The sequence below is a fragment of the Microcoleus sp. OTE_8_concoct_300 genome, from assembly GCF_031383065.1.
Lineage (GTDB): Bacteria > Cyanobacteriota > Cyanobacteriia > Cyanobacteriales > Microcoleaceae > Microcoleus.
The window spans coordinates 1-21,616 of the sequence record NZ_JANMZH010000595.1 but is presented as its reverse complement, the minus strand read 5'-3'; the positions used below and the strand labels follow the sequence as shown (position 1 = coordinate 21,616).

The window sequence follows — 21,616 nt, the reverse complement described above, 5'->3', positions numbered from 1 at the left end:
AGAACCGACACCCCAGCCTCAAGCCCAAGTGTCCAATATTTCGGACATTGAGCCAGTGCTAGACACTTTGCTAGACATTAAGCTAGACACATTGCTAGCGGCTAAATTAGCAGGGATTGAAGAACGCTTGGGAAAATTGAGAGCCTGAGCGATGGCAACGATGAATCGCTCAGGCTTGAATTGAAAGCGGCCAACAAGCAACTTGCAGAATGGGATGCAGAACTGAATCAGTTGCACGAGCGTAACGGCGATTTAGGATTGAAGGTGCAGATGCTGGAGCAAGAACTCAAGGAAGCGCGGCGCGATCGCCAAGCAAATAAAAACTCAGCGCAGACCGTCGCGGAATTTCCAGAACCGGCCGACTTGCTTAACCAGTTAAAAACGCGGCGCAAAAAGTCGAGGGTCGAGTTGGCTGACATCGACGCTATTCTGGGGCTTCTAGCAGCAGAGAACGACTCAAACCTAGTCTAGGTATGGATTGTATTCAATTTGTATTCAAACGAGGCAAATTGTATTCAATTTGTATTCAATTTCTAGTCAATCCGACCGCTGGATAACCCAGAAAATCAGCAATAAAAAACCTCAAACCGTTGATTTATCGTTGGTTTGAGGTTTTTATAGATAGAAGCGGGCAGCGGGAATCGAACCCGCATAGTTAGCTTGGAAGGCTAAAGTTTTACCACTAAACTATGCCCGCACACAGAAACTAAACATACCACAAGTCTCTGGGGATTGCAATAGGCCTGTGCAAAATTTTTGAATACCTCCCTCACAGTGGCTGAATAGGGACTTGCGAACCGATCGCCCGATCGCGCCTAAAATCCCTCTCTAGGATGCTGGGTAAGGCTTTACGGATGAAAATAATCGTAAATTTGAGCAGCCAGACGCGGGCCAATCCCAGAAACTTCTGCCAACTGTTCGGGAGTCGCTAAACGGAGGTAGTCGATCGACCGAAAATGTGCTAACAATTGTTTTTGTCGGTGGTGTCCCAATCCGGGAATTTCATCAAGGCGCGATCGCTTCATTCTCTCGCTTCTTCTATCCCGGTGAAAACTCACAGCAAATCTGTGCGCCTCATCCCGCACCCGGCGCAATAATTGTACTCCAGGCTGCTCAGAATTAGTTGGCAGTGGCAAAGATTCCCCCGGCAAAAATATCTCCTCTCGCTGCTTTGCCAAACTGACAACGCGCAACTCTTCTAGCAAATTCATCTCCCGCAAAACTGCCACAACTGCTGACAGTTGACCTTTGCCGCCATCTATCATAATTAAGTCGGGTTTGTCGGAAATAGTATGAGAAACCGATGATAAATTGCTGATTTCTTCCGGTTCTTCTAAATCACTAAATCCATCTTCCATCTTCCCTCTTCCTTCTTCCTTCAATCCTCGGAATCGGCGACCGATAACTTCTGCTAAACTAGCAAAATCATCAGAATGACCCGATTTAATTTCAGGATTTTTAATTTTGTAATGGCGGTAGTGTTGATTAGCCGGCAAACCGTCAATAAAAACGACGCGGGAAGCTACGGCGTCAGAACCTTGAATATGAGAAATATCGTAACCTTCAATGCGGCGAGGAACTTCTGGCAAATCGAGAATTTCTGCTAAATCTTCCATTGCTTGAGAATTGCGATCGCTCAATCTTTGCATTCTCGCCAATTCATACTCAGCATTGCGTTCCACCATCTCAATCAACTCAGCCTTAGTTTGCCGCTGCGGCGTCAAAATCGTAACTTTTCGCCCCTTACGGTTGCTCAACCAATCTGATAATATTTCCCCTTCTGGCAACTCGTACTGCACTAAAATTTCGCTGGGAATTTCTACGGATTCGACATTTTGATAGTGTTCTTCCAACACCCGCTGCAAAATCGCTCCGGCCTCTACCCCCCCTCGTTCCCCCCCTTGGCAAGGGGGGGAGGAAAGAGAAAGTTGAGATAACTCTTGCCCCTCTTTTACAAGAGATTGAGATAACTCTTGCCCCCCCTTTTCCAGGGGGAGTTGGGAGGGTATTTCCGCCATAAATCCCAACCTTGCGACCAGTTGACCGGCGCGAATTTGGAACAATTGGACGCAAGCGTGCTGGGTGTCTGCCGCAAGTGCGATCGCATCTCTGGAAACCGTATCGTCTGGCAAAGAGACTTTTTGACCCGCACTCAAAGACTGCAAACCCTTAATTTGGTCGCGAATGCGCGCCGCCGTTTCAAAGTTTAAATCTTCGGCAGCTTGTTCCATTTGCGGCGCTAACAAGTCTAGTAATTCCTGAGTTCTTCCCTGGAAAATCATCGCTACTTTCTGGAGGATTTTTCGGTATTCCTCCGGTGAAGTTAACCCTTGACAAACGCCAACGCAGCGGCCGATGTCGTAGTTGAGACAGGGACGGTCTTTAAACAACGGTTGAGGGCGCTGCCGCAGGGGGAAAATTCGCTTAATTAAATGTAGCGTACTCCGCAGCGCCCCTGTATCGACGTAAGGGCCGTAATAGCGGTCTTTTGCACTGGCGGCGCGGCGTTTGCGGGTGATAAAAATGCGCGGGTATTCCTCGGACCAAGTTATGCACAAATAAGGATATTTCTTATCATCTTTGAGTAGCACATTAAAGTAAGGTTGGTGCTGTTTTACGAGGTTTGCTTCTAAGGCTAAAGCTTCCGCTTCGGTGTCTGTGGCGATGAATTCAATCTCGCGCACTTGCTGCACCATCATCGCGATGCGGGGACTGAGATTTTGGCTTTCGCGGAAGTAGGAACGGACGCGGTTTCTGAGTTTTTTTGATTTGCCAATGTAAAGGATGCGATCGCTCTCATCGCGCATTAAATATACACCCGGAACCGCCGGAATTTCTTTGAGGCGGCTTTCTAAGCGTTCAGCATCTTTAACCAGTGGCAGTGTTTTTATTGATGGCATATAAAATTGAGATCTTCTGGCTTATATATACCATTGTAACGCGGTCATCGGGGTCAAGCCAATCAATACCAAATCACAACTATAGAACGCTGACTGATCTACGTTGCCAGTTTCTTGTTAATGCGCTAGACTAATATTATCTCGCCTCGATCGACGATCATAAAATTCGTAGGTAGTGAGGACTGAAGTTCTCACTACCTATAACGGTTATTTTGCCAGACATAATATAATTCTTTCTCACAACAATTTTCTAAATCGTCGCCAAATACTGCTTAGACACCGGGTTTTTGGTAGGCGGTACCTAACTCCAGTTCACAAAATTTGAGATAAAAACTTGCGCGTGCGTTCTTCCTTCGGGTTCTGAAAAAACTCTTCCGGCTTCGCTTCTTCAACTAAAACGCCACCATCCATCAATACAATTCGATCGGCAACTTCGCGCGCAAACCCGACTTCGTGAGTTACCACTACCATTGTAATTCCAGTTTGAGCCAAATTTCGCATTACATCTAAAACTTCCCGCACCATCTCTGGGTCTAATGCTGATGTCGGTTCATCAAACAGCATGATTTTAGGCTGCATTGCTAGAGAACGTGCAATAGCGACCCGCTGCTGCTGTCCCCCAGACAACTGTCCGGGATATTTTTTTGCTTGTTCCAATATTCCCACTCTTTCTAAGAGTTGCATGGCTACTTCTTCGGCTTTTTTTTTCGGCCACCGACGCACCCACACCGGCGCTAGCATGACGTTTTGCAAGACTGATAAGTGGGGAAATAGGTTGAATTGCTGAAACACCATTCCTACTTCGCGGCGGATTGTCTCGATGTTGCGCAAGTCGTGGGAAAGTTCGATTCCGTCGATCGTAATTTTACCTTGTTGGTATTCTTCTAATGCGTTGAATGTGCGAATAAAGGTCGATTTTCCGGAACCAGAGGGCCCCATCACGACAACTACTTCACCTCGGTTTACGGTCATGCTGACACCTCGCAGTACGTGAAATTGTCCGTACCATTTGTGGACGTTTTCGGCTACGATTACTTGTTCGGGGATTGTTTGCTGAGTTTCCATATTTTTTTATTTTTTAACCGCAGATGTCGGCAGATGTACGCTGATGAACGCTGATGAATGTAGATGAGTTTTTAGCGCTGGCCTACTTCTAAGGTTCGCTCTATTTTGCGGCTTGCTAGGGACATTGAGTAGCAAAATATCCAATAAATGATGCCGATGAATAGGTAAACTTCGGCGTACCTGCCGATATAGGATGGATTTGCTAAAACTGCGCGGGATATGCCTACTAATTCTAACATTCCGAATAGAGATAGCAGGGATGTATCCATAAATAATCCGATGAATTGACCGCCGATCGCGGGAATGACTGTTCGCAGTGCTTGAGGCAGTACAATTAGTATTGTCAGCAGGGGTGTATTTAGCCCCATCGACCTAGCTGCTTCTATTTGTCCCCTGGGCACGGCCTGCAAGCCACCGCGCACGTTTTCTGCCAAGTATGCTGCACTAAATAAGGTTAATCCAGCTATGGCTCTAATTACTCTATCTAATTTCGGATATTCGGGGGGCAAGAAGAGTTGCAGCATCACTTGACCTAAAAACAAAATGCCAATTAATGGTAAGCCGCGAATAATTTCAATGTATAATGTTGATAACAATCTCACTACTGGCAAAGAACTTTGTCTGCCGAGTGCTAGCAACACCCCTAAAGGAAAGGAAAGCACAATACTAATAACTGCTAAAAACAGTGTCAATACTAAACCGCCCCAATCATTTGTTGACACTTCTGTCAAACCTAACCCGCCTTTAATTAGCCACAAAATTATGGGGAAGGAAAGAGCCCAAATTGCAGGCATCCAGTTAACCCCCCCCAACACCCCCAAGCTTCGGGGGGGCGAGGGGGGGTTGGGGTTTATTTGCCTTCCGATGGCATAGCTGGCGGCGGCTGCGATAATAATTCCTAAGAGGTAGAGGCGAGAGGTTAGGTCGATCGGCGAAATGACCGCACCCACAACCGCAGCACCGAGTATAATTAGTAAAGGCGGATCCCAAAGACGTTCTTGCCGCTGAATGTTTCCCCAAGTTAATCCTCCCAACAAGGCAATTAGGGCGGCTACTATCCACAGCCGCCAGTAGGATTCCCTGGGAAATCTGCCGGCGAAAAATAGCGGCAAGTTGGCTTCTAACACGCGCCATTGAGCTTTTGTTGTTGCCCAAACAATAATTCCTTTAATCGCTTGGAAGGCGATAATTAGGCAAACTACTGTCAGAATGCTGTTGTACCAGGTACTAAATAAATTTTTGCGCGCCCAATTCCAAGGGGTGGGCGATTCGGTGGCTGGGGGCGGTAATACAGGTATTGTTTCCATCAGTTTTTAGTTATTATTAATTTCTAATACTGTTCGCTAAGATTCCTAGAATTTTATTCACCTCTCTCAAGTAATATTCACCTAAATCAATTTCAATAATTTGTTCTTGCAACTTCATGAATTTCCAGATAGTACCTGTAGTAACAGTCCCATAAATCGCAGGAATTTCATTGCCTTCACGTTCATTAAATATTCTAGCAGCCAACATTTCTGCTACGCACTGTCCCAATCCGCCATTGATATTTTCTTTCTTGGCTTCTACAATGATGATTATTGGCGCTCTAACAATTAGTAATTCTGGGGAATGACAGATCAGAAAATCGCAACTTCCATTTAATCCTTTTTCAACATCTACTGTAAAGTCTATTCCCGAAAACAAACTAATTTCCAAGTTTAACTGTTTTCTAAGCTCGATCAAAATCGGTGCGATAATCATTTCAGAGCGAGCTTTTTCAGTGTTGCTGCTCAAGGCTAACGGTATATTATCTTTGAGAGTTTCGGCAAGTAATGTACTCGACTCTAATTCTGATACAGCAGCGAACATATCAATCTTATCGGAAATCGTTAAATCAAAATTTTTAGTTACTCGGTCTAAGCTAAAGTCACTGTATGCCATTTAACGCGCTCTACTTTTATTCCAATTAAAATAGATTAAATCTCAACTATTTACCTTTCCTTGATTTGTACAGTTTTATTGTACCAATTCATGAACAGAGAAACTATCAAACTAATTGTTAGATATGTTACCATGATAATTAACATTGCTTCGATCGCCCGACCGGTCTGATTCAAGGTCGGAGAGCCCACAACAAAATAAACGTCGGGATAAGCAACCGCAACCGCTAAACTCGAATTCTTAGCTAAATTCAGATACTGACTGGTTAAAGGCGGCACAATCACCCGCAAAGCTTGCGGCAAAATTACCATCCGCATCATTGTTCCAGACTTCAGCCCTAAAGACTTTCCCGCTTCCCACTGGCCTCTCGATACTGACTGAATTCCGGCCCGGACAATTTCTGCAATGTAACTGCCAGTATACAAGCTGAGCCCGGTCACCAATGCTGCAAATTCTGGAGTGAATTTTAATCCTCCTTCGAGTTGCAATGCTGGTGTCAGGCGGGGGAAATCTAGACGAAAAGGCAGATTTTTGGTAAGAATCAAAGCTAAGATTGTACTCAGCCCGATCGCACCTAGAGCCCAAAACAACTGTCTTCCCGGCTTAGCTTCTTCCAACATCACCCGCGCCCGCCACATCCACAGCCCCGCCGCCGCCAAAACTCCGACAGTTAGCAAAATCAACCAAATCTCAAAACCCGGCAACGCCACCGGTGTTGGTACAGCTATGCCGCGATTTGTCAAGTAAATCGGCCCGCGTAACTGCGGGTTGTCTTCGAGTTTTGGCAGGGAAATGAAAACTGCAAAATACCAGAAAAATAATTGCAGCAATAACGGCGTATTTCGTAAAATTTCCACATACAAACCAGCCAAAGTCCGCAGCAGCCAATTGTCGGAAAGGCGCGCAATTCCTACCGTCAAACCCGCAACTGTTGCGAAAATAATGCCGAGACCCATCACCCGCAGCGAGTTGATTAAACCGACAAAATAAGCTTGTCTGTAAGTGTTTTCGGGACTGTAGGGAATCACGCTTTCGCCGATGTCAAAAGATGCTTGGGAATTGAGAAAATCAAATCCAAATGCAATCCCCAGTTGCGAGTAATTGGCGCCCAGATTGTCTGCGAGAATCGCGAGCACAACTATTACTAAAATTAGGGCGATCGCCTGTCCGGCTATTTTCCAGAAGCGATCGTCCCGCAGCAGTTGTGATATATCTTTAATTTTGGGCAATTTCTGCGATTTGCCCGGTTGAGGTTCTGGGTTCATAACTTAAATTATATTTGATAAATCTGCTGGCAAATCCAGGCGAGATTGAGCTTTGGTGCGTGATATCGTTTCCGGTAGCATCGGAATGATTTAACCACAGAGGGCGCAGAGAACGCAGAGGGAGAGAATACAGAGATGAATACAGGACGATGCTACCGGATTTGATATGACTTGATAGTTACTCGAAAGGCGATCGGGATTTTTCAAGTCACGCACTCTACATAGCTTTGGTGCGTGACTAAAATATCTTGTTGGTTAACAGTTAACAGTCAACGGTCAACAGTTAACAGTTAACAGTCAACAGTCAACAGTCAACAGTCAACAGTTAACTAAAATTAGCGGAACGGCGGTGAGTAAAGCAAACCGCCATCTTTCCAAAGTTTGTTTTGGCCCCGTTCTAACTTGAGTGTACTTTTGGGGCCGAGGTTGCGATCGTATATTTCCCCGTAATTCCCCACTTTCTTAACAACGCGGACGGCGTAGTCGTTCGGGAGTCCGAAACCTTTACCTAAATCTCCTTCTTTTCCTAGCAAACGTTTGACGTTTGGGTCTGTACTGCTTGCAGCAATTTGGTCTACATTTCCTGAATTAATTCCCAAATCTTCAGCTTCAATCGCCGCAAAAACGATCCATCTCACCGCGTCAGACCATTTAGGATCGCCGCTTTTCACCGCTGGGGCTAAGGGTTCTTTTGACATCACGATCGGCAAAACAACATTATTCTCGGCATTCGGCAGAGTTGTCCGCTTCGAGACTAGCTGCGATCGATCGGCAGTAACACCTTGACAGCGACCTTCTTGATAAGTAGCAAAGGTAGCATTCACATCTTCAAACACCACAGGAGTGTATTTAACTCCTAATTTTCGCATTTGGTCGGACAAATTTTGTTCGGTGCTCGTACCTGTCTGCACGCAGATAGATTTGCCCGCAAAATCTTGTAAACTTTTGATGTCGCTGTCTTTTTTGACCATGATGCTTTGAGAGTCATAAAAGATCACCGGGGCAAATTCCAGTCCGGTAGTGCTGTCGCGGCTGGCCGTGTAGGTGGTATTTCGGCTGAGAATGTCGATTTCTCCGGCCTGCAAAACTGTAAATCTATCTTTAGCGTTGAGCTTTCGGTACTCGACTTTTTCGGGATCGTCAAATATTGCCGCGGCCACAGCCCTGCACACATCCACATCCAGTCCCGAATATTTGCCTTTTTCGTCTACAAAGCTAAAACCCGGCAGTTCGCCGCTGATGCCACAAATCAGTTTGCCGCGGCTGACAATTGTATCTATCCGGCTGGAACCTTGTTGCGAGTTGCCACCTGCTGCTGTTGTTGCTGTTGTTTGTCCGGTTTGTGCCGATCGATCCCTACAAGACGCCAGCGGTGCCATCAACAACACACTTGCTAGCAGCAGAAATCCCCATTTACGCATAGATTTTAGTAGAACGCTTTCCTGATCATCCTAGCTTGTAGCTGTCGAGATCGGCCAGTTCAACAGCCTCCGGTTTCAAATTAGCCGTTCTGGATCGGGTGCTGCACTTGGGCAACTGCACCAGCTACCCGCCTGTGTTTTTTTTGAGCAAGCTGGGCGCGGAGAGTGAAAAACCCGGTTTCTGACTGGAGACACCGCCGTTCAACCCAAGATTTATCCTAGAAAGTGGGTTTCTTTGCTGCTATTTTTGCCCGCGGCGATCGCCCTTCCCTGCAATATTTATCCGATTTTGATTGAATTGGCTCACATTAGCTCTGGTGCTAGGCGCTGCTCAGCTAAATCGCGGATTAGGCACAGCCGAGACTGGATGTATTCGTCCAACAAATCTGCTTCTTTGCCATTAAGCGCAGAGTTCATCTTCAACTGCTTCAGCAGCCACTGTACCAGGGTGGCATCGTCCAAATTCACTAACAGAGTAGCTTGGGTGGTCTCAATTAACGACCAAAGTTGACGTAACATGATGGGAGTCATAAAACCTCCTTGAGCGTAAATACGCAGTTAATGGGCGGGCTGGGCGAAAACCTGGTCTTTGTGTCTCAAGCCGATCGACGAAAGCACCCTCGCTCGCCATCGGCTTAATGATTATTTTATATTTGATCAGAATAACTCAATACAGTAGTGTCACAAGCTACAAAACACAAGAAGTTATAAGAGTTCCGAATTTCGTCACATTGAGATCAAAATCTTGATAAAATATTAAAAATCTTTACATACTGTAGCTCGTGGGGGCTGCCAGGATCTGTCGGGGCTCGGACACTCCTGCCCGGTTGGCCAGAAAATTAATTAAGCTGTGGCGTATTTAAATTGTATATTTTAATGCCGTATTCCCCACTCGTCATATCAATTCCGGCCTGGAGGGCCGGAATTGATATCACATCCTTGCTTCATAATAATGTCCGATCGATCGCCCATAATACAATTGCCGGGGCCCGTTTGTGAGATTGTCCGTTTTTGGCAAATATTATTGGTGAAGCCGCCCCTACAGGAATCAGGTAATCGACCGGACATGATATCAAAAGTCGGGCGTAAAGTCGAATCCCGAGGCCAACAAATAATTCGCGCAATTTTCATTTTTTTAACCCCGAGTCATTAGTGATTAGTCATTAGTCATTAGTGATTAGTCATTAGTTATTATAGCAATCCTAAATGATTATACTCGTTACCAGGCAGAGCCTGGTAATGCATATCCGGAGGCTCTGCCTCCATACTCTGGGCAGAGGCAGAGCCTCTGGACATCGGTTCCCAGGCTCTGCCTGGAAGTTATTGAAACTGATGCGAGGATTGCTATAGTCATTAGGAATGAGAATTAAATAACTTCCACAAGTTTGTGGGATGGGCATCCCGCCCGTCCTTTTTGGACGGGCGGGACGCCCATCCCACAATAACAATTAAAATTGTAAGTTATTTAATTCGCGATCCTTAGTCATTAGTCATTAGTCATTAGTCAACAGTCATTAGTCAACAGTCAACAGTCAACAGTCAACAGTCATCAGTCAACAGTCATCAGTCAACAGTCAACATCATTCCGGTGTAACCGGAAATGATATTACTCAGGGGCCAGCCACTTTTGAACCCCCGCCAGAATTATTTCTAATTCAGCGATGATTTTCGTGGTCCCCTCCCAATCCTTTGATTTGGCAAGACTTTGAAGCTGATCTGCCATCTCGGGCATTAACCGTACCGCCGCCGTAGCACTGACACCTTTAATTTGATGTGCGTGGCGGGCCAATGTCTGGACATCTCTTGAGGCTATAGCCCCCTTAGCGGCTTCTAAATAGTTGCCAGTATCCACCACAAAAGCTTGCAGTATTTCCCGCTCAAACTCTAAATCAGCACCCGCAATTTCGTGCAAACGTGCCATATCGACTAAAGATTGAATATCCTCTGCAGAGTTTTTGAGTTCCTCGCCATTAAACTTTGGACTGGCAATTTTTAACTGTGCCGACCAATTTTCTAGTACAGCTTGTAACTTTTCGAGCGAAATAGGTTTGCTAATATAATCGTCCATCCCCGCCGCCAGACACTTTTCGCGATCGCCCTTCAAAGCACTAGCCGTCATCGCAATCACCACCGTCTTTTGGTATGCCTCCATCGAACCAGCAGCAGCCTTTGCCGCTTCCAGGCGGCGCAATTCCAGCGTGGCTTCGTAACCGTCCAAAACCGGCATCTGACAGTCCATCAACACAATGTCATACTTTTTGATAGCAACCATCGAGAGCGCCTCTGCGCCGTTATTGGCGACATCCGCCACGCACCCCAAAACTCTGAGTTGATTCAGACCAACTTTTTGATTAATCGGAGTATCTTCAACTAACAAAACCTTTAAGTTCCCTAACTCCGGGTTATCAATAACTGAGGCTTCCTTGGACGTTGGATTTGCCACTGGGCCATCGATCGCCGCACCCGGGGCGATCGCATTCACCAAGCAACCAAACAGCCGATGAGCTTTCACAGGCTTAGTTAAATAACCGCTAAAACCGCCATTTACCAAGCGTTTCGCCTCCGATATCTGAGTAATTGAAGTCAGCACCACCCACTTTGTATGCTGCATTGCCGGCTCAGAAACGATCAAGCGTTCCAGACTTCCGGCCACCATTTCCGGCAACTGAATATCAACCAAAACAATATCGTAAGGGCAATTAACGCTGACAGCTTTGTACAGAGATGCGATCGCCATCCAACCGTTCTCAACCTCCTCAACTTCCATTCCCCACACAACTGCCATTCTCAGCAGCACTTTTCGCACTGTCGGCTTATCGCTAGCAACTAACATTTTTCGCCCCGCCAGCACCGTTTGCAAATTCACTTCGCACGTCGTCCCTACAGCAGTTAAATTTTTCTCGAGTGCCGGCACAGTAAACCAAAAAGTCGAGCCTTTGCCCGGGGTACTTTCCACACCGATTTTACCCCCAATTAACTCCACTAACTGCTTACAAATAGCCAGACCCAAACCTGTGCCACCGTACTTTCTCGTCGTAGAAGCATCAACTTGACTAAAAGATTGAAATAGCTTTTTTTGGTCTTCTTGAGCAATCCCGATTCCTGTATCTGTGACTTTAAAAAGCAGGACTATCGAGCCAGTGCTTCCGAGTTTTAACGGTTGGATATTCTCTCTAACTTTCTGGTCGTCGCTGGCTGCAAATAACCCCTGATGCCTGCCAAGAGAAACCTCAATTACCACTTCTCCTGCTTCTGTAAACTTAATAGCATTGTTGATCAAATTAGTGAGTATTTGCCGCAACCGCGCTGCATCGCCTCTAATTTGCAGCGGCACGTCCTTGTCAATCAGCGCCACCAATTCTATACCTTTTTCTTGTGCGGGAGTTGCCAACAAATCCAGCACTTCATCTATACAGATACTGAGGTTAAATTCGATTGTTTCTAAGCGCATTTCTCCTGCTTCGAGTTTGGATAGATCGAGAATATCGTTAATGATGGACAACAAATTTTGGCTGCTGAGTTTCAGCGTCTGCACAAAGTCGATCTGTTCGGGAGTAAGATTCGTTTTCAGCAGCAAATCAGTCATCCCCATGACTCCATTCATCGGAGTGCGGATTTCGTGACTCATATTTGCTAAAAATAGCGACTTCATTCGAGATGCTTCCAGGGCCGCTTCTCGGGCCTGCTGCGCTTGTTCAAACAAAGTAGATTGCTGAATGGCGATCGCCAACTGCACGCTCAACCTTCCCAGCAAATCCACCTCAGAATCAGTCCAAACGCGCGGCACCCTGCACTGATGGGCAATCAGCAATCCCCACAACCGATTTTGACTCGTTTCCACACTCGTTCCCGGCGGCCCTATTCGAGTTTCCGGCGAATATTCTCTTGCCAACTCCTGACTTTCATCGCCTATAAAAATTGGTACAACTAAATTAGCCCTTACCTGCAAACTAGCAAGTAAATCTAGGTGTCTTTCACTCAAACTGGCAGTATAAATATCTGCCATTGCTTGAATTATTCCGGCGCTGTACAGTGATACATAACTTTCCCCAAAGGATGTTATTGGAACTTCTCTGCCCAGCAGCGGCATCCAATCATCCCCTACAGATTCCACAACAACAGTCGCTGTTTCCTCGGAATCAAAACGATAAATTACCGTGCGGTCAGTTTCCAGCAACTGCCGCACTTCTTGTACAGCAGTGCTCAGAGTGTGAGTGAGGTTGAGAGACTGCCGGACTCGCTGGGCGATCGCCGAAACCAGCCGTTCTTGTTCTGCTTGTTCCCGCAGCTTTCTCTCAGCTTGCTTGCGTTTGGTGACATCGCGAATTACCGCAGCCAAGCACAGCGGTTCGCTGCTTTGAGGGTGCTTGACCAGAAAAGCATTTATCACAACATCAATGCGTCTTCCGCTGTGCAAGTGCTGCATTTGACCTTCTCCTTGCCACTGGCCCTGACTGATAACTATTGGCAAAATCTCTTGAGTGAATTTTTGTTTAAAAATTGGGCCGATATAATCCCATATCTCAGTATAAAGCTCTTCCGAAACATTTTCTAAACCCACCATTTTTCTGCCTGCTTCGTTGACAAACAGCGTTTGACCTTCCAGGGTAGCCATACCGATAAAATCGCTGCTGTTTTCAATCAGGGACACAAATTTTTGCCGTTCTTCTTCTCCTTTTTTCCGTTCGGTAATGTCGCGCTTGACGCAGACGTGACAAATTACATCGTTGGCGTTGTTAATCACAGAGTATGCCGCAACGTCGATCGCCAGCGTGCGGCCGGATTTAGTGCAGTTAGTAATTTCGCCCCGAAAATTTCCAGTTTTCGCTAAACTTTTGGCAATTACCGAAAAGCACTCCCCCGCAACCAGCGGCGACGCTTCTGCTTCTAATTCCGCGTCTGTGTATTCTAGAAGCGTTTGGTGAGCACGATTTTGTTCGAGGAAAAACCCGTCAGCATCGATAATGACGATCGCATCGTTGGAGTTTAAAAATATTTCTCGGTAAAGTAGGAGTTTTTCCTCAGCTCGCTTGCGTTCGGTGATGTCCCTGTTGACGCTTACGTAACAAACTACATTCCCAGAATCATTGAGAACCGCAAAAGCCGAAAGCTCCACCTCAACTGTTCCCTTTTGCAAAGCCTTAATAAAGGTCATTTCGCCTCGGTAACTCCCAGTTTCTGCCAAGCTTTGCATTACCGACGCAAATGCCTGTTCTCCCATCTGATTTGCAGGGGTTTTTCCCCACAATTTCGACGCACAGTAACCCAGTAAAGCCGTGTGAGCTTGATTTGTTTCTAAGTAATAGCCTTGGGGGTCTAAAATCGCGATCGCATTGTTGGATTTCAAAAAGATTTGTTGATAAAGTTGCAGCTTCAATTCAGCTTGTTTCCGGGCGCTAATATCCGTGAACAAGCCGTAGTAAACTATCTCCCCCGATGCTTGCAATTCTGGCTGGGAAGCTCCTTGCACCCATTTAAGTTTTCCCGAGGGAGTGACAATTCTTCCTTCCCACCGCCAAGGCTGCAAACTTTCAGCAGAAAGCATTAACGAGTTGAGAAAATCATCTCGATCTTCGGGATGAATCATGTCAACAATTACATTAATGTCCTGCCCAGCAGCCTCTGGTTCTATTTCATACAATTCTCGGCAGCCGGCGCTCACAAACGAGAAGGCCATCGAGCCGTCTGGATACAAGTCAATTTGATATACTGTACCCGGTACGCTAGCAGTAATTTTTTGCAGTTTGGCTTGGCTTTGATTCCTGGCTTCATCTGTCGGCTGCAATTGAGCAATCTCCCGAGAAAAGCCCAAAACCGCAAATATATTGCCCTCCGCATCGCATAGCGGCTGTTTTTGCGTGTCAAAGATGTGCTGTTTGCCGCCTTCAAAGGCGATCGCCTGGTAGGGATTGCGAACAATCTCCCCGGCCAGCACAGCTCGATCGTCCTCGCGGATGCCCCTAAAGAGGCCGTTGCGATCGCCAAATACTAATTCTGCTGAAAATCCTAATTCAATATCATCTTTGCCGATAATTTCCTCAACATTTTTCCCCAAATATGCAGCAAAACTTTGATTTACAAAAATGTATCTAAAGTTTCTATCTTTCGCAAAAACTCTATCCGGCGCACCGTCTATTAATGCCTGCAACAATAGTTCTTGACTTTCCGAATCCAGAGCAAAATTATTTTTAGCTTTTCCCTTAATATTCGTCGTTTTAGATGCTAAAACAATTAACGATTTGGCACAAATTTGAGCGACTGTGTGGAGCAAACAAAGGTGCTGAAAATTAAAAGCATTTGCCTGCTCTGCACCCATGAAAAATAATCCCAACAATTCCTCACTTTCATCCGGGTTGGCTGGTGCCATCAAGATTGACTGAAACTCAGTAATTGGTGGGAAATCGATGTTGTGCGCCCAGTCCTGCTTTCCAGCGAGCCATTCAACGCGAGCTGCCTGTAAGCGCCCTTCAATTTCAGTTCTGGCGCGAGTAGTTAAGGGCTGTAAGTGTTGCAGGTATAGTCTATCGTCCGGTAGCGTCAAAATTGCGATCGTCGCGCCAGGAATTAGGCGTAAGAGATGTGCCAAACACGCAGACCAAATTTCATCCGCGCCAGTGGCGAGTTGTACTTTCTCCGTAAGTTCGTTGAGAACTTGCAGTTCCAAGGTACGCTGGCGGACTTTTGCTTTGAGGCTGGCGGCTAGGATTTGCATAGTGCTCACCACAAGGGTTTGCTTATATTATAATTATTAATTATCAAACGTTTGTAAACAATTATGTTAAAATACATCCGGCGAAAACACAACGGTTTTATATTTATATTACCTTCAACCGCTAAAAAAAAGACGCGATCGGGAGCAAAGAGACACTGCTCAATGCAAGCTCTCGCTCCCGCTGCGACGGACACTTAACCTCACACCCAAACACAGATGCAAGCTTCCAACTTCCGTGGTCGAACTCAAAAAATTTTCGACAAAAGTTCAAACCATCAAATTCATCTCTAGAGTCAATCGAAAATCGATGGACGGTGAAACTACCCCATTAAAATCACGTTATCGATTACATGGATGACACCGTTATCAGCTTCGATATCCGCAGCGACAACAGTAGCATTTTTCACCTCAAAACCGTCAGAACAATCAATTTTAATCGGCGAACCTTCCAAGGAAGTAACAAAACCGAGTTTTGCCAAATCAGCTTTCATAAACTTGCCGGAGACGACATGAAACATCAAAATCCTAGTCAGTTGGGGAACGTTCTGCACTAGGGTTGTGATAGTTCCCGGCGGCAATTTCGCAAAAGCATCGTCATTGGGTGCAAAGACAGTAAAAGGGCCCGGACTTTTGAGCGCGTCTACTAAATTAGCTACTTGCACGGCTGTTACGAGGGTTTGGAACGAACCCGCACCTACGGCAATATCAACAATATCAGGCATTGTGTTTTACCTCATCTGGGAAAAAAGTTCTATTAAGTATTGTAAATTGAGGCGGGCAACAATACCTACTGTCTTTTTTGAAAAATTGGTAATTCTTTTGTAGTGAGGACTTCAATCCTCAGATTTTTGATGAGGACTTCAGTCCTCACTACAAACCTAATAATATAGGGCTTACATATGGGGGCCCAGAAACCTGGTTTTTTACGAAAAGACGCGTTAAAACCCGCAGATTAGGTAAAAAACCCTGTTTCGAGGAGTCGGAGTGCGTAAGTCCTGTAATAGTTATTTTACCCGATATAATATTACTAACCGCTTGGCCATTTATCGGCGCGGTGCTTTTAAATTACTACAATACTGCTGGCGATTGTGATACCAAAACCTCTGTTTCTAAATCTGCTACTTCAGCATTTAGGTTTTCTCCCTTGTGAATGCTAAAACTGCCGTACAAAATTGAAATTTCAAAAATATCCGTATGAATCAAAGCTGCTTTCCGGTGGGCGTTTTCACCCAAATGAATGCCAATCAAGTCAGCTTCGGGATCTTTTACATCTTCAGGATGGAACACCTCCCAACTGATGTCTCGGCAGTCCTGAAATACTATGCTATAAGGCAATCGCTCTCCTGTAGGATCGTAAATAAATTCAAATAAAATTTGATTTCCCCACAAAGACACATTGACATTTTTTACAATGGAGGTCAGCCCACCTAAATTAAGCAAGTTGTAGTCATCAGGCATATTAATTACTCACTTTTTCTCCAGTATTGTGTGTACCTTGAATTGGGTTGCCAAATTCATCGCGTGTTTTGACTAAGCTGCCATCTTTGTCAAGACGCAAACCTTTGTTTATTCTTCTGCCATCTGAAGCGTATTTTGGCGCTGGGGTGCGTACCACTTCACCATCAGTACGAATATGAACTCGCGAACGATCGGCAAATTCGTATTCAAGATAACCACCTTTAGTAGGTCGGATTTCGGCACCCAATCCGCGCAAAAAATCATCGACTTCTTGGCGAGTCATCCCGGTTAAGTCTCCAAACTCAGATGCAATTCCATTTCCTCCCACTCCCTGACTCGGCACGCAAGTCTCCTCACCAACCATTGCTTATTGGAGTTTAGCACGGTTGAAGAATCGAAGGAAGTTGGGCAACGGATTCGCTTTCTGAGGATGTAACGGATGGATGGAAGAAGGAAGTTCGGCAACGGATTCTGTAACGGATTTAACGGATGTAACGGATGTCAGGAAGAAGGAAGTTCGGCAACGGATTCTGTAACGGATTTAACGGATGTAACGGATGTCAGGAAGAAGGAAGAATCATTACTCAAACTCGCAATGCCCAATGCTTTTCGACCCAATTAAGCTGTCACGCATTTAAATTGCATATTCAGGGCGGGCGAGACGCCCACCCCACAAGACTTAGATTGTTTGTTGACATTCTATTTAAATGCTCAACAGCTTATCAATTCCCAATGACCAATAATCAATTGCCAAAACAAATAGGGGGTGCCTTGCGCCCCCCTACTAATTAACTAACTAAAGTAGCAAACAATTATTAGCCGCCGATTTGCACTTTCACTACGCGGTTCTTTTCCGCTTCTGCTTTGGGCAAAGTCAGGTTTAAAACTCCATTTTTGTACTCAGCTTCTACACTGTCATTTTGAACCCGTGCGGGTAGGGGAATCACCCGACGGAACGAACCGTAGCGGAACTCAGAGCGAGTCATGCCTTTATCTTCACTCTTAGTTTCGTGACGGCGTTCGCCGCTGATTGCAACAGCTTCTGCGGTTACTTGTACGTCCAAATCCTTAGCTTCCATGCCTGGAATTTCTAACTTAAGGTGGATGGCTTCGGGAGTTTCATCGAGTTCGGCGGGGGGTACAAAAGCAACACCGTTAGATGCGCGATCGGTTGCCGGAGTCAAGCTATCAAACAACCGATTCATTTCTCGCTGCAAGGAGTCCATTTCCCGCAAAGGTTCCCAACGAATAAGTGCCATAACTAATACCTCGACTATCTGAAGTTTTTAGGGGTTGAGAAACACTTGACTCAACTTGTATTTAATATATTCCAGCTCCCGAAACTGGGGGAGTCGGTTTTCCGCAAAAAGGACGATCGCATTTCCGAACATTCGCGATCGGTATTGTAAAATCCTCCCAGGTGCGGGTATCCGATCCAACCCGAACCCAGCAATTTTAGATTTTAGATTCGATCGAGGAATTCCCATCTAAAATCTAAAATCGAAGGTTCGATTAACTCCACCGCGAATGCTGATAAGAAGCGTAGGTATCAAACAAAGCACCCACCAAACCAAAAGTTAGACCGATCACGAAAAAACCCTGGAGGGGACAGCCGCTGCCGAAAGTAGCTAAGAACTGCAAAATCAGGTCTTCTCCAGAACGACCAACTCCTTGGAGAGCAGGGACGAAGCCGATCAGCGAAAAGCTAGTCAATCCCGCGCCGATTAACAATATGGGGGCGACAAAGCTCAACAGGCTGGTCAGCAGTACAGAGCGAAGAAAATTGGGGAAAATGCTCATAAGAGTCAGTAAATTCAGCTAAACTGCCGAAAGGTGCAAGTAAACAAAACTTGTCCTTTTCTACGATAGGCAGCGATCGCCGTCAGTGGCCGGTTCTGTCAGAAATCTTAAATGTTAGAGAAAAAACTTGTTTAAGATTTGTAGATAGATTTCATTTTTAGCAGTTGTTCTATACTCGAAATCCCCTTGAGCACCACTACATCTTCGAGCCTCAGTTTGTGGAGTCAGCGGTTGCTGGCAGCAACTTTATTGGGCGGGCAAGTCATGCTGCACTTGCTGAAGGGCAAAATTCACCGCCGCAACACCCTCGACCAAATGGCAGCAGTCGGTCCAGAATCTCTGTTGATTGCTTTGCTGACTGCGGGTTTTGTCGGCATGGTATTTACTATTCAGGTAGCGAGGGAGTTTGTTAACCTCGGTGCCGGCAATGTCGTCGGTGGCGTTTTGGCTTTGTCTTTGACTCGCGAACTCGGCCCCGTCTTAACAGCCGTGATCGTGACGGGACGGGTAGGTTCGGCTTTTGCAGCGGAAATCGGCACGATGCAGGTAACAGAACAGATAGATGCCCTGCTGATGCTCAGAACAGACCCGATCGACTATTTAGTAATTCCCCGCGTCCTTGCTTGCTGCTTGATGCTGCCAATTTTAACCATCTTGTGTCTCGTCACCGGCATCGCCGGCGGACTGCTGATTGCTACGACGATGTACGGCATCTCTCAAAACGTGTTTTTAGAATCAGTCCGCAATTTCCTGAGTCTGTGGGATATTTGCAGCGCGGCTATTAAGGCTTTTGTGTTCGGTGGTTTGATTGCTGTAATTGGCACTAGCTGGGGTTTGACTACCACCGGCGGGGCAAAAGGCGTCGGTCAATCGACTACTACGGCGGTGGTGACGGCTTTACTAGCTATTTTTATTTTTAACTTTTTCATGACTTGGCTGATGTTTCAGGGGACGGGCTCTAGCGTCCTCAAAGGCTTGTAAGCTAGGAAACAGATAAAATATGAATAATTGGCAACATTCGTTTACTACCCTTGATTTAAACCCGTGACTACAACTGCCTCTTCGACTGCGCCGACAAGTACGATCGAACTCGCTCCGAGTTATGCGCTTCCCCTAGTTTTGGTACTGGCCGCCGTACCGCTGCTGTTCGTGCAGAAGTGGGCGAGTTTGTCGGTTTCGCTGTTCGGCTTGTTTCTGATGTACCAAGCCGCCACCCTCCGGCTGCAATTTACCCCAACCGATTTGGACATTTATCGATCGTCCAAATTAATCCGCCGCTTTCCTTACCGAGAATGGCAAAATTGGCGGATATTGTGGCCCGCTGTGCCGATTTCGTTCTATTTCAAAGAAATTAACAGCAGTCACTTTCTGCCGGTTCTGTTCGATCGTAAAATGCTACAGACCTGCTTAGAACAGCGCTGTCCCCGTCAAGACTAAAAAAGTTGTTAATTTTAAATTTTTAACTTTTCCGTGCCCCACGCCGAACAAAATTTCCCATGAATTCAGACGAATCTCCAACCCAAGAACCGCAAGCACAACCAGCCGCCCCAAGCGGTGACGGCGAAGTCGATTTACCTGTGAATGAGACGGAGTACCAACTTTTATCTCAAACACAGGATTTGTGGATCGACCAAAATGAGCTGCAAGCCCAACTCCCGCCAGAAACAGACCCGCCGCTGGGCGAGGAAGATGCCGAAATCGCGGACTTCGTGGCCGGATCAGGTGCCCTCGCCGAAATCGGGCTCAACACCGACGATGGCGAATCAGAAAGTGCGATCGCTCAAATCGAGCCGACCACAGACTCCCAGCCAACAGCAACCGCAGAAACGGTAACGCGCATCGCAGAAAATGTTACCGAACAGTTGGCCCTGAGAGTCAAAAAATTGCAGCAGCAAGAACAAAATTTGACTGAAAAAATTGCCGCCTTGGAAGCCGACAAAGCCAATGCTATAAAAGCGTTGGGCGAGGCTCAAGCATCGATCGGGCGTTTGGTACAAGACGGCTTGATTCAATTAGATCAGCGCAAACAAGGGCTGCAAATCGAAGTAGAAAAACTAGAACGCCGGCGCGATCGAATTCAAAAGGAAATGCGAACCACTTTTGCCGGCGTTTCCCAAGATTTAGCAATTCGAGTCCAGGGTTTCAAAGACTATCTAGTAGGCAGTTTGCAGGATTTGGCCGCTACCGCCGAACTCTTAGATTTGACGCCACCGACGCAAGAGACACCCAAGCAAATTCCTGCTGAGGAGTCTCAATCCTCAGCACCGATAAATCCCAAATTTGCCGAACAGGGATTTCAAGAACAAGCCAAACAAATTCGCCGCACCCTCGATCAATACCGCACTCTCCCGGACTACTACGGCCCGCCTTGGCAACTCCGCCGCACTTTTGAACCCATCCACGCGGAACGAGTTTCTAACTGGTTTTTTACCCAAGGAGGAAGGGGCGCTTTGCGGACTATGGGTTCGCGCTTGCAAAATATCTTGATTACTTCCACAATTATTTCTGTACTCAGAAGCGTCTACGGTGGACGGGTGCGGACTTTGGTGCTCGCGAACAGTCCCGAACGTTTGGGAGAGTGGCGCCGGGGTTTGCAGGACTGTTTGGGCATTACTCGCAGCGATTTTGGCCCGGAAAGGGGGATTATTATGTTTGAGTCGGCGGAAGCTTTGGCTCAAAAAGCCGATCGACTGGTGAAAGATGGCAAATTGCCGCTAATTGTCATTGATGAAACTGAGGATTTAATTAGTTTGTCAATCCTGCAATTTCCGCTATGGCTGGCCTTTGCTCCCGATCCGCAAACTTTGATGGCTGCTAAGGATTTTTGATGGGTAATTGGTAATTGGTAATTGGTAATTGGTAATTGGTAATTGGCAATTGCTAATTGCTAATTATGCTAGGGGAAAGGTTACAAATTTTAAGCTAAATGTAGCGGAATTCCCCATCCGTCTACAGGGTGGGGATGGATAGCGACCAAAAAAACAAACCGCGAAGCAACATTATTTTTTTAGTCTGTGCTATAATATTATAACTATTGTGTAAATCCGATAATGTACAAAGCTTACAAGTTTA

At 46.1% G+C, this 21,616-nt stretch carries 18 protein-coding genes and 1 tRNA gene; 5 read left to right on the top strand and 14 right to left on the bottom strand.

The features are described 5' to 3' along the window. Positions 1-180 precede the first annotated feature (180 nt). Positions 181-471, top strand: a complete 291-nt coding sequence (locus ACUVJL_RS27630) for a flagellar alpha dynein (RefSeq protein ID WP_445248768.1) — start codon at positions 181-183, stop codon at positions 469-471. A gap of 155 nt (positions 472-626) precedes the next feature. Here ACUVJL_RS27630 and ACUVJL_RS27625 read toward each other — a convergent pair. The 12 genes from ACUVJL_RS27625 to ACUVJL_RS27570 form a co-directional block, all read right to left on the bottom strand. After that, positions 627-697 (bottom strand) — tRNA-Gly (locus ACUVJL_RS27625). A gap of 151 nt (positions 698-848) precedes the next feature. Continuing rightward, positions 849-2,900 carry an excinuclease ABC subunit UvrC gene (uvrC, locus tag ACUVJL_RS27620; RefSeq protein ID WP_445248767.1) on the bottom strand — a complete coding sequence of 684 codons (2,052 nt, stop codon included), beginning with the start codon at positions 2,898-2,900 and terminating at the stop codon, positions 849-851. 312 nt (positions 2,901-3,212) lie between these two features. Then, entirely contained in the window at positions 3,213-3,965 is a 753-nt protein-coding gene (locus ACUVJL_RS27615) for an amino acid ABC transporter ATP-binding protein (protein WP_445248766.1), read from the bottom strand. Positions 3,966-4,036: 71 nt separating this feature from the next. Continuing rightward, positions 4,037-5,272 carry an amino acid ABC transporter permease gene (locus tag ACUVJL_RS27610; protein ID WP_445248765.1) on the bottom strand — a complete coding sequence of 412 codons (1,236 nt, stop codon included), beginning with the start codon at positions 5,270-5,272 and terminating at the stop codon, positions 4,037-4,039. A 16-nt stretch (positions 5,273-5,288) separates the two neighbouring features. Continuing rightward, entirely contained in the window at positions 5,289-5,888 is a 600-nt protein-coding gene (locus tag ACUVJL_RS27605) for a hypothetical protein (RefSeq protein ID WP_445248764.1), read from the bottom strand. 50 nt (positions 5,889-5,938) lie between these two features. Further along, positions 5,939-7,153: an amino acid ABC transporter permease gene (locus ACUVJL_RS27600; protein ID WP_445248763.1), complete on the bottom strand. Its 1,215-nt coding sequence runs from the start codon at positions 7,151-7,153 to the stop codon at positions 5,939-5,941. A gap of 335 nt (positions 7,154-7,488) precedes the next feature. Next, complete coding sequence (locus ACUVJL_RS27595; RefSeq protein ID WP_445248762.1) at positions 7,489-8,574, bottom strand: amino acid ABC transporter substrate-binding protein; 1,086 nt, start codon at positions 8,572-8,574, stop codon at positions 7,489-7,491. 303 nt (positions 8,575-8,877) lie between these two features. Continuing rightward, entirely contained in the window at positions 8,878-9,105 is a 228-nt protein-coding gene (locus tag ACUVJL_RS27590) for a hypothetical protein (RefSeq protein WP_445248761.1), read from the bottom strand. Positions 9,106-10,180: 1,075 nt separating this feature from the next. Further along, entirely contained in the window at positions 10,181-15,286 is a 5,106-nt protein-coding gene (locus ACUVJL_RS27585; protein ID WP_445248769.1) for a PAS domain S-box protein, read from the bottom strand. 320 nt (positions 15,287-15,606) lie between these two features. Beyond that, positions 15,607-16,008 (bottom strand): fasciclin domain-containing protein, encoded by a 402-nt coding sequence (locus tag ACUVJL_RS27580; protein WP_015178455.1) that lies wholly within the window; start codon positions 16,006-16,008, stop codon positions 15,607-15,609. A 346-nt stretch (positions 16,009-16,354) separates the two neighbouring features. Beyond that, positions 16,355-16,744 (bottom strand): hypothetical protein, encoded by a 390-nt coding sequence (locus ACUVJL_RS27575; RefSeq protein WP_445248760.1) that lies wholly within the window; start codon positions 16,742-16,744, stop codon positions 16,355-16,357. A gap of 1 nt (position 16,745) precedes the next feature. Continuing rightward, positions 16,746-17,108 carry a hypothetical protein gene (locus ACUVJL_RS27570; RefSeq protein WP_445248759.1) on the bottom strand — a complete coding sequence of 121 codons (363 nt, stop codon included), beginning with the start codon at positions 17,106-17,108 and terminating at the stop codon, positions 16,746-16,748. A 75-nt stretch (positions 17,109-17,183) separates the two neighbouring features. Between ACUVJL_RS27570 and ACUVJL_RS27565 the strand changes: the two genes are divergently transcribed. Next, entirely contained in the window at positions 17,184-17,366 is a 183-nt protein-coding gene (locus ACUVJL_RS27565) for a hypothetical protein (protein ID WP_445248758.1), read from the top strand. Between the two features lie 193 nt (positions 17,367-17,559). Here ACUVJL_RS27565 and ACUVJL_RS27560 read toward each other — a convergent pair whose 3' ends face one another. Further along, the gene (locus ACUVJL_RS27560; RefSeq protein ID WP_445248757.1) at positions 17,560-18,003 is read right to left on the bottom strand and encodes an Hsp20/alpha crystallin family protein; all 444 of its coding nucleotides are present in this window, start codon (positions 18,001-18,003) and stop codon (positions 17,560-17,562) included. 253 nt (positions 18,004-18,256) lie between these two features. Then, positions 18,257-18,544 (bottom strand): hypothetical protein, encoded by a 288-nt coding sequence (locus ACUVJL_RS27555; RefSeq protein ID WP_333045095.1) that lies wholly within the window; start codon positions 18,542-18,544, stop codon positions 18,257-18,259. A gap of 186 nt (positions 18,545-18,730) precedes the next feature. Between ACUVJL_RS27555 and ACUVJL_RS27550 the strand changes: the two genes are divergently transcribed. From ACUVJL_RS27550 to ACUVJL_RS27540, 3 genes are all read left to right on the top strand, one after another. Further along, positions 18,731-19,525, top strand: a complete 795-nt coding sequence (locus ACUVJL_RS27550) for an MlaE family lipid ABC transporter permease subunit (protein WP_445248756.1) — start codon at positions 18,731-18,733, stop codon at positions 19,523-19,525. A gap of 63 nt (positions 19,526-19,588) precedes the next feature. Next, on the top strand, positions 19,589-19,981 hold the full coding sequence (locus ACUVJL_RS27545; RefSeq protein ID WP_445248755.1) for a DUF3119 family protein: 393 nt from the start codon (positions 19,589-19,591) through the stop codon (positions 19,979-19,981). 59 nt (positions 19,982-20,040) lie between these two features. Next, on the top strand, positions 20,041-21,372 hold the full coding sequence (locus ACUVJL_RS27540; protein WP_445248754.1) for a DUF3086 domain-containing protein: 1,332 nt from the start codon (positions 20,041-20,043) through the stop codon (positions 21,370-21,372). The last annotated feature ends 244 nt before the right edge of the window (positions 21,373-21,616 follow it).

What these genes read in the sequence shown, in the direction of transcription:
- uvrC (WP_445248767.1), bottom strand. Translation starts at nt 2,900, where the DNA reads ATGCCATCAATAAAAACACTGCCACTGGTTAAAGATGCTGAACGCTTA.
- ACUVJL_RS27615 (WP_445248766.1), bottom strand. Translation starts at nt 3,965, where the DNA reads ATGGAAACTCAGCAAACAATCCCCGAACAAGTAATCGTAGCCGAAAAC.
- ACUVJL_RS27610 (WP_445248765.1), bottom strand. Translation starts at nt 5,272, where the DNA reads ATGGAAACAATACCTGTATTACCGCCCCCAGCCACCGAATCGCCCACC.
- ACUVJL_RS27605 (WP_445248764.1), bottom strand. Translation starts at nt 5,888, where the DNA reads ATGGCATACAGTGACTTTAGCTTAGACCGAGTAACTAAAAATTTTGAT.
- ACUVJL_RS27600 (WP_445248763.1), bottom strand. Translation starts at nt 7,153, where the DNA reads ATGAACCCAGAACCTCAACCGGGCAAATCGCAGAAATTGCCCAAAATT.
- ACUVJL_RS27595 (WP_445248762.1), bottom strand. Translation starts at nt 8,574, where the DNA reads ATGCGTAAATGGGGATTTCTGCTGCTAGCAAGTGTGTTGTTGATGGCA.
- ACUVJL_RS27590 (WP_445248761.1), bottom strand. Translation starts at nt 9,105, where the DNA reads ATGACTCCCATCATGTTACGTCAACTTTGGTCGTTAATTGAGACCACC.
- ACUVJL_RS27585 (WP_445248769.1), bottom strand. Translation starts at nt 15,286, where the DNA reads ATGCAAATCCTAGCCGCCAGCCTCAAAGCAAAAGTCCGCCAGCGTACC.
- ACUVJL_RS27580 (WP_015178455.1), bottom strand. Translation starts at nt 16,008, where the DNA reads ATGCCTGATATTGTTGATATTGCCGTAGGTGCGGGTTCGTTCCAAACC.
- ACUVJL_RS27575 (WP_445248760.1), bottom strand. Translation starts at nt 16,744, where the DNA reads ATGCCTGATGACTACAACTTGCTTAATTTAGGTGGGCTGACCTCCATT.
- ACUVJL_RS27570 (WP_445248759.1), bottom strand. Translation starts at nt 17,108, where the DNA reads ATGGTTGGTGAGGAGACTTGCGTGCCGAGTCAGGGAGTGGGAGGAAAT.
- ACUVJL_RS27565 (WP_445248758.1), top strand. Translation starts at nt 17,184, where the DNA reads ATGGATGGAAGAAGGAAGTTCGGCAACGGATTCTGTAACGGATTTAAC.
- ACUVJL_RS27560 (WP_445248757.1), bottom strand. Translation starts at nt 18,003, where the DNA reads ATGGCACTTATTCGTTGGGAACCTTTGCGGGAAATGGACTCCTTGCAG.
- ACUVJL_RS27555 (WP_333045095.1), bottom strand. Translation starts at nt 18,544, where the DNA reads ATGAGCATTTTCCCCAATTTTCTTCGCTCTGTACTGCTGACCAGCCTG.
- ACUVJL_RS27540 (WP_445248754.1), top strand. Translation starts at nt 20,041, where the DNA reads ATGAATTCAGACGAATCTCCAACCCAAGAACCGCAAGCACAACCAGCC.